Source organism: Roseibium sp. (genome assembly GCF_965229775.1).
Classification (GTDB): Bacteria; Pseudomonadota; Alphaproteobacteria; order Rhizobiales; family Stappiaceae; genus Roseibium.
This window is the reverse complement of sequence record NZ_OZ245929.1, coordinates 3368786-3382147: the sequence shown is the minus strand read 5'-3', so window position 1 is coordinate 3382147 and position 13362 is coordinate 3368786. Positions and strand designations below refer to the sequence as shown.

8 protein-coding genes are annotated in these 13362 nt (G+C 62.4%); 2 read left to right on the top strand and 6 right to left on the bottom strand.

The window, feature by feature from the left end; all coding sequences use genetic code 11:
- Position 1: 1 nt before the first annotated feature.
- On the bottom strand, positions 2-1027 hold the full coding sequence (locus ACO07N_RS15330) for a ligase-associated DNA damage response exonuclease (protein WP_421981851.1): 1026 nt from the start codon (positions 1025-1027) through the stop codon (positions 2-4).
- A 122-nt stretch (positions 1028-1149) separates the two neighbouring features.
- On the opposite strand from ACO07N_RS15330, the gene ACO07N_RS15325 reads away from it, so the two are divergent.
- Together ACO07N_RS15325 and pdeM are read left to right on the top strand one after the other, a co-directional pair.
- Entirely contained in the window at positions 1150-3654 is a 2505-nt protein-coding gene (locus ACO07N_RS15325) for a ligase-associated DNA damage response DEXH box helicase (protein WP_421981850.1), read from the top strand.
- Positions 3651-4388: a ligase-associated DNA damage response endonuclease PdeM gene (pdeM, locus tag ACO07N_RS15320; RefSeq protein WP_421981849.1), complete on the top strand. Its 738-nt coding sequence runs from the start codon at positions 3651-3653 to the stop codon at positions 4386-4388. Before ACO07N_RS15325 ends, pdeM begins: the two co-directional genes overlap by 4 nt.
- 646 nt (positions 4389-5034) lie before the next feature.
- Here the strand turns inward: pdeM and ACO07N_RS15315 are convergent.
- From ACO07N_RS15315 to ACO07N_RS15295, 5 genes are all read right to left on the bottom strand, one after another.
- A complete protein-coding gene (locus tag ACO07N_RS15315) occupies positions 5035-5379 on the bottom strand; it encodes an endonuclease domain-containing protein (protein ID WP_421981848.1) in 345 nt (114 codons plus the stop codon).
- Between the two features lie 777 nt (positions 5380-6156).
- A complete protein-coding gene (locus ACO07N_RS15310) occupies positions 6157-7257 on the bottom strand; it encodes an AI-2E family transporter (protein ID WP_421981847.1) in 1101 nt (366 codons plus the stop codon).
- A gap of 145 nt (positions 7258-7402) precedes the next feature.
- Positions 7403-8188 (bottom strand): TIGR02186 family protein, encoded by a 786-nt coding sequence (locus ACO07N_RS15305; protein ID WP_421981846.1) that lies wholly within the window; start codon positions 8186-8188, stop codon positions 7403-7405.
- Positions 8185-9114 (bottom strand): sulfite exporter TauE/SafE family protein, encoded by a 930-nt coding sequence (locus ACO07N_RS15300; RefSeq protein ID WP_421981845.1) that lies wholly within the window; start codon positions 9112-9114, stop codon positions 8185-8187. Before ACO07N_RS15300 ends, ACO07N_RS15305 begins: the two co-directional genes overlap by 4 nt.
- Before the next feature lie 126 nt (positions 9115-9240).
- Entirely contained in the window at positions 9241-13353 is a 4113-nt protein-coding gene (locus tag ACO07N_RS15295) for a peptidoglycan-binding protein (RefSeq protein ID WP_421981844.1), read from the bottom strand.
- Positions 13354-13362 lie beyond the last annotated feature (9 nt).

The following is a 13362-nucleotide window of genomic DNA, read 5'->3' as shown; positions in this document are numbered from 1 at the left end:
GTCAGTTTGCCCCTGAGACCTCGCCACCGTCGGCATCCTCGCCATCGTCATAGCCTATCATATTGAGAGGACGGGCCTTTCGTCCATTCAATTCGCACCAGTGGACAAGTGCTTCCTCTGCCCCGTGGGTGACCCAGATCTGCTCGGCCTCCGTTTCCAGGATCGTCCGGCACAGATCGTCCCAGTCCGCGTGATCCGATACGATGAGCGGCAGTTCCGCGCCGCGCTGTCGGGCGCGGGCGCGCACCCGCATCCAGCCCGATGCCATGGCGGCGACCGGATCGCCGAAACGCCGTGCCCACCTGTCGCTCAATTGGCCGGGCGGACAGATCACGATTTCGCCTTTCAGTTCCTTGCCGCGCTTGCCGACCGGTTCGAGCGCGCCGAGATCGACACCTTCGGACTGGTAGTAGGCCGAAAGCTTTTCCAGGGCGCCATGAAGATAAATGACCTTGTCGTAGCCGGCTGCGCGCAATTCGCCGATGACGCGCTGCGCCTTTCCCAAAGCATAGGCGCCGACAAGATGCGTCTGTTCCGGAAACAGATCCACCGACGACAGAAGTTTTGCGATCTCCTGGCCCGCCGGCGGGTGGCGGAACACGGGCAAACCAAATGTCGCCTCGGTGACGAAGGTGTCGCATTTGACCAGTTCGAAGGCCGCGCAGGTCGGATCGTCCTGGCGCTTGTAGTCCCCGGACACAACGGTTCTGTGGCCGGATGCTTCCAGAAGCACCTGCGCGGAGCCGAGAACATGACCGGCCGGATGCAGGGACACCTCGGCCTGGCCGACCTTCAGGATCTCGCCGCAGTCGATGGCCTGCGCGCTGCCGCAGAAATTTTCCCCGTAGCGGATCGCCATGATGTCGAGCGTTTGCCGCGTCGCCAGAACCGCACCATGCCCCGCGCGGGCGTGGTCGGCGTGCCCGTGGGTGATAATGGCCTTTTCGACCGGCCGCACCGGGTCGATATGGGCACCGGCTGCGGGTGAATAGAGGCCTTCGGGCGTTATCGTGAGGAGTTCTGACATCAGGGGCCATTAGTTCGCGGATTGAGCGCATATTCAAGTGGCCGGCGCGCAATAGAACACAAAGTGAACATTTTTGATTGCGCCCCCTCGCCTTTTGCGGGCCGCTATCCTAAAACTGGCTCATGGACGCTGCGCTGCTACCCAATCGATTTCAGAGCTGGTTTGCCTCCCGGGGCTGGGCCCCCAGGCCTCATCAGCTGCAGCTGATCGATCATCTGGCGCAGGGCCACTCGACGCTGCTGATCGCCCCGACAGGCGCCGGCAAGACGCTTGCCGGGTTCCTGCCCAGCCTTGTTGAACTGGACATGCGGGGCAAGGTGAAACCCGGTCAGGCCGGTGGCGGCGTGCACACGCTCTATATTTCCCCGCTGAAGGCGTTGGCCGTCGATATCGCCCGGAACCTGGAAGCACCCGTTGCCGAAATGGACCTGCCGATCAGGCTGGAAACACGCACCGGCGATACCCCGTCGCACAAGCGGCAGCGGCAGAAACTCAATCCGCCGGACATCCTGCTGACGACGCCCGAACAGATCGCGTTGCTCTTGTCCGATCCGGCATCCGCGCGGCTGTTTGCATCCCTCAAGACGGTAATCCTGGACGAATTGCACGCGCTGGTGACCTCCAAGCGCGGCGACCTGCTTTCCCTCGGGCTTGCGCGCCTGCGCCGCATCGCGCCGAAGCTCAGAACCATCGGCCTGTCGGCAACCGTCGCCGAGCCGGACGACCTTCGCGCCTACCTCGTCGATCAGCCTGATCAAGACAGGAAGGCGCTGTCGCACGTGGTTGAAGTCTCGGGCGGTGCCATGCCGGAGATCTCCATTCTCGACTCCGAACAGAGACTGCCCTGGTCCGGTCATTCCTCACGCTACGCGATCGGCGACATCTACGAGCTGATCAAGGCGCATAACGTGTCGCTGCTCTTCGTGAACACGCGCAGCCAGGCGGAAATGGTGTTTCAGGAACTCTGGCGCATCAACGAGGACACGCTGCCGATCGCCCTTCACCACGGCTCGCTCGATGTCGGGCAGCGGCGCAAGGTGGAGGCGGCGATGTCTTCCGGTGCGCTGCGCGCCGTCGTCGCGACTTCCTCGCTCGACATGGGGATCGACTGGGGCGACATCGATCTCGTCGTCAATATCGGTGCGCCCAAGGGCGCCAGCCGGCTGGCGCAGCGGATCGGCCGGGCCAATCACCGCATGGACGAACCCTCCAAGGCCGTCCTGATCCCGTCCAACAGGTTCGAGGTGCTGGAATGCCAGGCGGCGCTTGCTGCCTCGAAACGCGGCGATCAGGATACCCCGCCCCTGCGCAAGGGCGCGCTCGATGTCCTGGCGCAACATGTCATGGGCCTGGCCTGCGCCGAGCCGCTCGATCTGGCGGCGACCTTCGATGAAATCCGCTCCAGCGAAACCTACAGGTCTCTTGACTGGGAAACCTTCGAACGGGTTGTCGATTTCGTCGCGACCGGCGGATACGCACTGAAGAGCTATGACCAGTATGCCAAACTGAAAAAGGGCAAGGACGGTCTTTGGCGTATTTCACATCCCAAGCTTGCCCAGCAATACCGGCTGAATGTCGGAACGATCGTGGAAGCCCCGAAACTGAAGGTGCGCCTGATCCGGTCCAAGGCGGACGGACGGCGTACCCCGGTCGGACGCGGCGGCCGCATCCTGGGGGAGATCGAGGAATATTTCGTCGACCAGATGGTTCCCGGAGACACGTTTCTGTTCGGCGGCGAGGTCGTGCGTTTCGAGGCCATCCGCGAGAACGAAACCTATGTCTCCAGGGCCAAGACCGACAATCCGATGATCCCGTCCTACATGGGCGGCAAGTTTCCGCTGTCCACATACCTGGCGGAGGGTGTGCGCGCGATGCTCGCCAGTCCCAAAAGCTGGAAGCACCTGCCGGTCCAGGTCCGGGAATGGCTGGAAATCCAGAAGGCAAAGTCTGTCCTGCCCGCGCGCGACGGCCTGCTCGTGGAGACATTTCCGCGTTCCAACAAGCACTACATGGTCTGTTATCCCTTCGAGGGGCGCCTGGCCCACCAGACGCTCGGCATGCTGCTCACCAAGCGCCTGGAACGCCTGGGTGCCCGGCCGATGGGGTTCGTTGCCAACGACTACGCGCTGTCGGTCTGGGGGCTCGGCGACCTGTCTCTGCTGTTCTCAAGCGGGCAGATATCGCTGGATGCGCTCTTCGAGGAGGACATTCTGGGCGATGATCTGGATGCCTGGCTGGCGGATTCCAGCCTGATGAAACGCACGTTCCGCAACTGCGCGGTCATCGCCGGGCTGATCGAGCGCCGGCACCCTGGTCAGGAAAAGACCGGGCGTCAGGTCACGGTCTCCTCCGACCTGATCTACGACGTCCTGCGCACGCATGAACCGGATCATATCCTGCTCAAGGCCACCTGGGCGGACGCCGCCGAAGGACTTCTGGATATCTCGCGGCTGGGGGAACTTCTTGCGCGCGTTCGTGGCAGAATCACGCATAGTGTCCTCACGCGCGTTTCTCCTCTTGCCGTGCCGATCCTTCTGGAAATCGGCAAGGAACCGGTCTATGGCGAGGCGATGGATTCGCTCCTTGAAGACGCCGCGGAAGATCTTGTTCACGAGGCCATGGCATGAATGTTCTGACATCCCATCTGCGCAAGTATGAGACCGCGCCGGTATGTCATGACATCCAGGTCAACGGCCAGCTGGTCGGCCTGCATGACAGCGGCGTCCTGTGGTGGCCGGAGGAATCTCTCCTGGTGGTCGCCGACCTTCATCTCGAAAAAGGCTCCAGCTTTGCCCGGCGCGGCGTCATGCTGCCGCCCTACGACACCGGGGCGACCCTGGAAAAGCTCGCAGGTGTCATGGACGCCTTCGATCCGGCCCGCGTCATCTGCCTCGGCGACAGTTTCCACGACGCGGACGGGTCCGACAGATTGCCCGCTCCCTACCGGGCCATGCTCACGACGCTCCAGCTCGGCCGGGAGTGGATCTGGGTGACGGGCAACCATGACCCGGTCGCCCCAGTGCGGCTTTGCGGGGAGACGGTCGACGAAATCTCGTTCGGACCACTGAAATTCCGGCATGAACCGGTTGAGGAAATCGGTTCGGAAGACACCGCGGGCGAAATCTGCGGGCACCTTCACCCGGTCGCGCGGGTGCGCCGTTTCGGACGCTCCATCCGCCGCGCCTGCTTCATCACCGACGGAACCCGCCTGGTTCTTCCGGCCTTCGGCGCACTGACGGGCGGTCTCAACGTCGCCGACCGCGCCTACGCATCCCTGTTCACGAGACGCCAGTTCTCGGTGTTCATGCTGGGCAACGACCGCCTCTATCCGTTCACGGCGAGCCGGCTGGTCGGGGATTGATCTGCGCCACGACGCAATCTTTTCTGCATCCAGCTTTCTGTCCCCTCACCCGGAGCTGCGCTCCGACCTCTCCCAGTGGGAGAGGTTACTTTTGGCCTTGAGACGCAGTTCCGAATACAGCCGCGTCCCCTCTCCCGCTGGGTGAGGGCTAGGGTGAGGGTTTAGAAAGCGCTACTAGTGGTATTTGTTTCCGACAACAGGCAGAGGCAATGCCGCTTTCGGGTATTCTCTCAACACAGCACCCGGCACGTGACGTCTTGCCGAAACGCACGCTTTTTGCCCCCTCACCCGGAGCTGCGCTCCGACCTCTCCCAGTGGGAGAGGTTACCCTTGACCTTGTGACGCAGTTCCGAACACAGCTGCGTCCCCTCTCCCGCTGGGTGAGGGCTAGGGTGAGGGCTTAGAAAGCGCTACTGGTGGTATTTGTTTCCGACAACAGGCAGAGGCAATGCCGCTTTCGGTTATTCTCTCAACACAGCACCCGGCACGTGACGTCTTGCCGAAACGAACGTTTTTTGCCCCCTCACCCGGAGCTGTGCTCCGACCTCTCCCAGGGGGAGAGGTTACCCTTGACCTTGAGACGCAATTCCTAGCAAAGCCGCGTTCCCTCTCCCCCTGGGAGAGGGTCAGGGTGAGGGAACCAAACCTATTTCCGCATTTCCAGGTGAGCCAGAATGTCTTCCAGAACGTTCGGTGTGTCTTTGAGTACGTCCGCGTTCCAGTATCTGATAACTCTGAATCCGCAGCGCTCGAGTATCCTTGTTCTTTCAGCATCGGCATGCGCGTTTTCTGCGTGTTGGCTTCCATCCAGCTCAACGATGAGTTTGGCGTCGATACATGCGAAGTCCGTAATGAACCGGTCAACGGGAAACTGACGGCGGAACTTCCAGCCACCGAGTTGCCGGTTTCGAAGATAGTGCCACAGTCGGATTTCCGCTTCCGTTGCATGCTTACGCAGTGACCTGGCACGTGAAATGCTTCCTGCGTTCACACCTTCTGCCCCCTCACCCGGAGCTGCGCTCCGACCTCTCCCACCGGGAGAGGTTGCTTTGTTGCCGAGACGTATCACGCTCCGAGCAAGATCATCGTTGACTGTATTTAATCCTATCACAATTTTAAGATGATTTCGATTGATGACGTAAACAGGAACGCGCAGTCCTGCGGCTGCGAGAGTGAATCCGGAAACTCCGACTGTTTCCGCTTCCAGATGCGCCGGTAGGACTTGCCGAAACTCACCCCTTCCATCCCCTCACCCGGAGCTGCGCTCCGACCTCTCCCAATGGGAGAGGTTGCTTTTGGCCCTGTGAAACCGCCCAGAACACAGCCGCTTTCCCTCTCCCCCTGGGAGAGGGCTAGGGTGAGGGAACAGATCCCTCCCGGCAGCAAGTCGTGTTCCCGGAAAGACCGACTGTTTCCGTTTTCCAAATGCGCGTGGAGACCGTGCCGAAACTCACCCCTTCCATCCCCTCACCCGGAGCTGCGCTCCGACCTCTCCCAATGGGAGAGGTTGCTTTTGGCCCTGTGAAACCGCCCAGAACGCAGCCGCTTTCCCTCTCCCCCTGGGAGAGGGCTAGGGTGAGGGAACAGATCCCTCCCGGCAGCAAGTCGTGTTCCCGGAAAGACCGACTGTTTCCGCTTTCCATATGCGCCGGGAGATCTTGCCGAAACGCACGCCTTTTGCCCGCTCACCCGGAGCGAAGCTCCGACCTGTCCCAATGGGAGAGGTAACGTTGGTTGCAAGGCGTGAGGTAGCGCGGAATGGCGTTTTCTACTCGCCCTCGCCCACTTTCACCCATGCGATGACCAGTTCATAGAACACGGCCAAGACAACCGGGCCGAGGAACAGGCCGAGCAGGCCGTGGGTGATGGTGCCGCCGAGGACGCCGATGAGGATGACCAGCATCGGCACGTCAAGGCCGCGCGACATGAGGATCGGGCGCAGGACGTTGTCGACCAGCATCACCGGTACCATGAGGACCGTGAAGGCGAGCGCGGGGACGAATTCCCAGGAGCTCCACGCCCAGATGATGGTGGGAATGATCACCAGCGCCGGGCCGATCTGGATGATGCACAGGATCAGGGCGATGAAGGTCAGGACACCGGCAAGAGGCACGCTGAAGGCGATCAGCAGGATGCCGGTCAGAAGGCCCTGGATCACCGCGACGCCGATCACCCCGCGCGAGACATTGCGGATGGTTGCGCCCGCGAGATCGACGAATTCCGATCCTCTCGGTGCCATGATGCGGTCGGCGAAACGCTTGGCTCCCTTGCCGAGCGCCGGACCCGGCACGAACAGGCAACCGGCCAGAATGATGGAAACGATGAAGAACAGAACGCTGCCGCTCAGCGAGGCGAGCATGGACAGGATCCGCCCCCCGGCCGGCACCAGCATCGGGCCTACCTTGGTAAGGAACAGCTCCAGACTGCGGCTGGCAAGGGCCCAGAGTTCGGCGATGCGCTCACCAATGACCGGAAGCGATGCTAGTTTTTCCGGCATCTTCGGCAAGGTGAGCCCGTCCCCGGTAATGCCGTGGAACCAGCCGCTGAGCGTTTCGACGAGGCTGACGACCAGCACCGCAACCGGCCCGATGACGATGGCCAGGCACAGGAGGGTTATCAGGATCGCGGACATCACCTTGCGCCCACCCAGCTTCCCGGCCAGCCAGTCATAGGCCGGATAAAGCGCCACGGTGAGCACGACGGCCCAGAGCAGGAACAGGAAAAACGGTGCAATGAGCTGCAGGGAGAAATAGGCGAAGAGGCCGAGGACACCAAGGCGAATGGCGATATCGATCACCTTTGCGTCGAGCGTCGGCTCGCGCTTGCCCGTGTTGCCGCCCGCCGGTTCGGGAGAAGACTGGTCCGTCATGGTGCCCCACCTCGTGATTCCATGGTCATGCCACTTCAGCACAATAGCCGCAGGGTGTGCGAGCACCAGATGATAATATCTGCAGGCGCGCTTACAGGATGGAGATGCTTCGGGTGCCCGCCGGCTTGGCGGCTGCAGCCGGCAATCAGTCTTTCTTGAAGATCACGCCCGCAAGCCAGCCGGTGAAGATCGCCAGGATGACCGCCAGAACGCCATAGACGAGCGGGTAGTTCTGTGCGAGCTCGAAAGTGACCTGTTCGAAACCGATTTTTGCGACCGCCAGGATCTGCTGCGTTTCCGAAACAAGCTCTCCCTGATTGAACAGGTAGCTCTTCACGGTGTAGTCGCCGACCGGGATGTTTGCCGGCAGCGGAATCTTGGTACGGAACATGGTGTCGGTGAGAAACTCGATCGACGTTTCGCGCTCCGAATACAGCCCCGTTTCCTCACGCAGGCGAACGAAGGCGCGGCGGAAGTCGTCACGATCCGACAGCGCCACGTTCGAGACGCCCGAAACCGCCAGATTGATGTGATTGAGGCCAATGCTGTACTCGTCGAGCACGTTCCGGTGCGCGATTTCGCCGATATCGGCCGTGCTTGCCACGGCATAGAACGAGGGAACATTCTGAAAACGTTCCGCTTCCCTGTTCACCCAGACACCCAGGAACCGTCCCTTGCGCCGCGTCGTGATGTCCTGCGGGGGGCCTTCGACCACGATTGCGAGCTGAAAATCATCCTCGTCGCCGGCATTGTCCCGGATGTGGCTCGCCTGGCCGAAAATGACGATCTCCGTGCCGGTGAAGTTCGACTGGATCGACACCATGTCCGAGGACAACGCCGTAACCAGGTCCTTCGAGCGCTCTTCCTCCTCCGCGAGCCCCGCGGAAAGGCCGGCAAGGGCGAAGATCATGACAAGCAGAGAGCGGATCATACCCCGGCTCCCTTGCGAATGGCGATGGAATAAAGATCATCAGGCACGAGCAGCAGATCGACGGCAAAGCGCAACCCGACGCCGAGCACCAGCAGGGCAAGCAACAGGCGCAGCTGGTCGCCGCGCAGGTTCTGGCCCATGCGTGCGCCGAACTGGGCTCCGATGACGCCACCGATCATCAGTGTCATCGCCAGGACGATATCGACGGTCTTGGTGCCCATGGCGTGGAAGATCGTTGCCGCGGCCATCGTGAACAGGATCTGGAACAGGGACGTTCCGATGACGATGTTTGTCGGTACCCTGAGGAGATAGATCAGTGCGGGCACCATCATGAAGCCGCCGCCGATACCAAGGATCGTGCCGAGGAAACCGATGATCGCGCCCAGCCCGACCACGGGAATGATGCTGACATAGAGCTTGGACTGCCGGAACCTCACCTTGAGCGGCAGACCGTGGATCCAGTTGTGCTGGCCCGGTTTGCGTGCGGACGGCGCTGCGCCGGATTTCCGCCGCCGGATCGCGCGGACGGATTCAACCAGCATCAACCCGCCGATCGCGCCCAGAAAGGTGACGTAGGACAGGGAAATCACGAGATCCAGCTGACCGACAGATTGCAAGACGTCGAACAATATGACGCCGATCAGCGAACCGAAGACACCACCTGCCAATAATATCGATGCCAGCTTGAGATCGATCGCCTTCCGCCGCCAATAGGTGACCACGGCGGACGCGGACGAGGCAACGACCTGCGTCGTGACAGTGGCAACGGAAACAGCCGGAGGAATGCCGGAAAAGATCAGCAGGGGCGTCAGCAGGAAGCCGCCACCGATCCCGAACAGGCCCGACAGAAAACCCACGGCTCCGCCCATGGCAAATATCACGAAGATATTGACCGGGATTTCGGCTATGGGCAGATATAGTTGCACTGGGTTACGCCGGAACAGGATGCAGACAGGGCTGCAAGAAAACTAGACTAAAGTGGTTAAAAACCCGTGCCGGTCGATGTGTCAACCGACCAGCATCTCACTTTGGTTCGGAAACCCCGAAAATCGTCAGATTGCCTGACTTTTGAGCTCGTCAATCAGCTTGGCGTCGACTTCGCCGGTCTCCGGCATGCCGATGCTGCGCTGGAAGGCACGGATGGCACTGCGCGTGCGCGGACCCATTTGCCCGTCCGGTGTGCCCGTGTCAAAGCCGAGATAGTTCAGCTTGTCCTGGGCTTCCCGGATCATGTCGACATTGCCGCTCTGCGCCGGTGCCGACACGTTTGCCGCCGGCAAGGAAGACTGTTCCGCCCAGGACGGCTCAAGCGTCACCTTGTTCGCCGCCGGATCCGCATCCTTGAGCTTGAAGCCTTCCACCGCAAGGCGCGCATTCGCCAGGGTCTGCTGATCCATCATGTTGGCGACATCGTCGCGGCGCTTTGCCGCTTCCGGGTCGCCCTTGTCGGCAGCGATCGCAAACCACTTGTAGCTTGCCACGAGATCCTTATCGACGCCGATGCCGCCGGCATAAAGAATGCCGAGGTTGAACAGACTGTCCTTCACGCCGTAATTGGCCGCGGATTCAAACCACATTGCCGCCTTGGCATAATCCGGCTCCTCGCCGCCGCCCTCGGCATAAAGGACCGCGAGATTGTGCATGGCCTTGGCGTTGCCGGCCTGCGCCGCCTGCGAGTACCAGGCCCGGGCCTTGGCCATGTCCTTTTCCACGCCGCGGCCTTTTTCGTAGAGGCTGGCGAGCCTGTACTGAGCGGGCGGAAGTCCCTTGTTGGCCGCTTTCTGGTACCAGACCGCAGCCTTTTCCAGGTCGGCCGGAACACCCTGGCCTTCTGTGTATCTCACACCGACGAGGAACTCGGCAGCCGGGTTGCCGCTGGCAGCAGCGCTCCGGAGCGCCATGGGGCCGACGCCTTCGGGCGGCAGGTTCGCAAGCAGGGAAGAGGTATCCAGGTTCTGCGTTTCGGCGGCCGGTGCGCGCGTTCCCGGATCAACGACCGTCTCATCGCCGAAACTGCTGGTGACGCCGGCCGGCGCGGCGAAGGCAGCCTCGGCCTCGGGAACATCCTGCGCCGTCGCCGACGTGGCCGGGATGCTTCCTCCGGCAACAAGGGGCTCGCCCTGAGGTGCAGGGTCCGGCGCCTGCGCCGGCGGTGCTTCCGCAACAACGGGCGTATCCGCAGCCGCGGGCACGGGGTCCTTGGCAGCTGCTGCGGCGTCAACCGGATCGGCAGTTGCCGGAGGAGACTGCGCGCCGTCAGGCAGGGCGGCGGCAACATCAGCTTCCTGCACAGGCTGTGCGGATTGTTCGTCCACAGCGGCGACCGGTGCGGTTTCGGCGACACCCGTCGTTTCCTGGCCTGCGGACGCAACGTTTTCCTGTTCAGGAGAACCACCGACAAAGCGATAGGCCGTCAAGGTTCCGAGCGCGAGAACCACGGCAACGGCGGCAAGCAGAATGGCCTTGCGGCGGCTTCCGCCGCGTTCCTTGATTTCGGGTGCCGGACGATCGCCCGGCAGGACCGGTGCCTGGTCGGTGTCGAACTGTTCGCTCGCAAGGTCGTCCTCACGCAGTTCAAGCTCATCAGCCGTGTCCGGTGCCATTTCAGGGGTGTCGCTGTCAGCCTTGGCCGCGTTGTCGCGCTTGAGAACATTGCGCAGCCAGCCGACACGCGCCTTGCCGCGGCCTTCATCCGCCGCCTCGGCGCCGGTTCCGGCGGATTTGGTCTTTTCGAGTTTTGCCGCTTCGGCGGACGCGGCCTGCGCGGCCCTGCGCGCTGCGGCTATGAAGTCCGCCTTTCGGTCCCTTGCCCTGTCTTCCGGCTGTGCGGCGGCCGAACCATCCTCGCCTGCGCCGGCTTCGGGCGTCTCCCTGCTGATACGGGCAGCCTGGGTGAACGGGAACGGTTCGTGTTCGCTCATGGCTGGTGCCACGGGCCGCGTGATGCCAGGCATGACAGGCGTGCCGGCGGGTACTTCGGCCGCGGGAGCGCTTGTCTCCGAGCGCTCCAGGCTGTCGAGCCGGTCGGTCAGCGAACCCAGCACCGACTTGACGCTTTCGAAGGTCTTCCTTGTGCGCTGCTCACCGCCTTCGGCGGCGTCGATCAACCGTTTCAGGTCTCCCTGGAGCGCGGAAATGGCCTCGTCATACTGGGCGACCTGCGGCTGGGGTGCGTTTGCCACGGCATCGAAAGCCGCCTTTCTGGCAATGTCGGTGACATCGGACCGGGTCTGCTCCAGTCCCCGTTCAATCCGTTCGAGCACGGGGGCGACCTGGTCCAGCCCCGGGGCTTCGGAAGAACTTGATTCGATCTGTGCGGCAAGCGCCGCGACCTTTTCCCCGAGCAATTCGAAGCGGTCGTCGTCGGCCGCATCCCCGCCTTTGGAGACCAGCTGTGCAAGATCCGCAATCCTGGCTTCCAGGGACTCGGTGGACGGCGGCAGCGCGACGCTCTCGCGCATCGAGCCGATTTCCTCGCGCAGCTTGTCGAGGTCGGACGAGGTGACCGTGTCTTTCGGCTCGTCGAGACGCGACGACAAATCGGTCAGCCGCTCTTGCAGTTGCGCCAGGAATTCCGTGTCCGGTCCGGTGATCGCCCGCAGCGCTTCCGGATCCAGTGCCGGCGCCGGCTTCGAGGCCTTTTTCTCGATCTTGTCGATCTTGCCGGCAATCTTTTCAAGACGTGTTTCAAGCGCCTGGAAGGCACCGCTGTCCGCGGACGGCAGCGGCGCGGACTGTTCCATCCGTTCCAGTCTTTCGACGATCTCGTCGAGACGCTGATCAACCTGCGACAGGTGTTCGTAATCCGCGCCGAACGCCTTGTCCTCCGCCATCATCCCGGCGATATCTTCAAGACGTCCCTGCAGCCTCGCTATCGTTTCGGGCTGCGGCATGCGCTCTTCCATCGCGGACAAACGCGCATCGAGCCCGCGCTGTTCGCGCGCAAGCGCTTCAAGATCATCCAGCCGCCCGGAGACGAATTTCATCCGGTCGTCGATGCCTTCGACGAGCCCCTTGATGTCGATCTGTTCGACATAGCCGCGGACCTCGCGCAGCTCAGTGCGCAGAGGCTCCAGTTCGACCTGGTGCTCGCGCTGAAGCAGTTCGTCCACACGCTCGGCGATGTTGGCGACCCTGTCTTCGAGCACCATCATGTGCTCTGACTGCGGAAGCGTGGAAAAGGCCTCTTCGATTTCATTCAATCGCGCGGTCACACCCCGTAGGACACGCGGATCAAGGGAAGCCCGGGACAGCTCGTCGAGGCGTTGCAGGATATGGGCATAGCCGTGTTCAAGCGTCTCCAGCGCGCCTTCCACGTTGGTGCGCCCGACCATGGATTTCAGGTCCGCGACTTCCTTGCGAATTTCGACGGCGAACTGCTCGCCGCGCTTGTCGGCGCGCAGGCGCTCGACCATGTCCGCAAGGCGGCGCAGCTCGGCATTCTGGCGGCCGACCGTTTCGCTGGTTCCCCTCGAAATGCCGCCCAGCGCCTCACGCAAGGAGCCGAGTTCCTCGCGGACCTGGGTGAACGCCTTTTCCTGAGGCGCGCGGAGCGCATCGATACGCCGGCCGAGATCCTTGTAGATATGCAGAGAGGCATCGTTATGCGTATAAGAGGACTGGCTTCGGGCGAGGCGCGACGCGAATGCATCGTCCTCGTATCCGGCGGAATACTCCTCGCCCTGATGCCCGGTCAGACTGTTGTGGTAGTCGTGATTTTCCAAGGCATCCATGGCGTAACGTCCGGCCTGGGGATAGGAACGTGAAGAGGACAGCTCGTCGTAGTCCTGCGCGGCCGATGCATTTGCCAGTCCCTGCACCTGCTCGTCGAGACGATCAAGCGCACCCAGAACATCATCCATGCCGGAAGCCTGCGCCGAGGAGCGCCTTGAAGGAACGGCGCGCTGGGGCCTGGCCGCGCGTTTCGAGCGGCCCGCGCCGCTGCCACCGCGCTCGGACAACATGCGGTCAAGCTCGTCGGCAACCGCGTTCAGGTCATCATCGCGGCCGCGGGGCGCAGCCCCGCCTCCGAGCGCTGTCGCTGTCCGCGTCAACCGTTCGATGCGTTCGTGCGCAGGCTCCCTGCCTGATGTTCCGTAGTAGTCGTCGCTTTCATACGCATCACGGCCGCGGCGTCCTGCCTCGTGTTTATTCCAAGACGGCATATCTCAACC

What these genes read in the sequence shown, in the direction of transcription:
- ACO07N_RS15325 (WP_421981850.1), top strand. Translation starts at nt 1,150, where the DNA reads ATGGACGCTGCGCTGCTACCCAATCGATTTCAGAGCTGGTTTGCCTCC.
- ACO07N_RS15330 (WP_421981851.1), bottom strand. Translation starts at nt 1,027, where the DNA reads ATGTCAGAACTCCTCACGATAACGCCCGAAGGCCTCTATTCACCCGCA.
- ACO07N_RS15310 (WP_421981847.1), bottom strand. Translation starts at nt 7,257, where the DNA reads ATGACGGACCAGTCTTCTCCCGAACCGGCGGGCGGCAACACGGGCAAG.
- ACO07N_RS15295 (WP_421981844.1), bottom strand. Translation starts at nt 13,353, where the DNA reads ATGCCGTCTTGGAATAAACACGAGGCAGGACGCCGCGGCCGTGATGCG.
- pdeM (WP_421981849.1), top strand. Translation starts at nt 3,651, where the DNA reads ATGAATGTTCTGACATCCCATCTGCGCAAGTATGAGACCGCGCCGGTA.
- ACO07N_RS15305 (WP_421981846.1), bottom strand. Translation starts at nt 8,188, where the DNA reads ATGATCCGCTCTCTGCTTGTCATGATCTTCGCCCTTGCCGGCCTTTCC.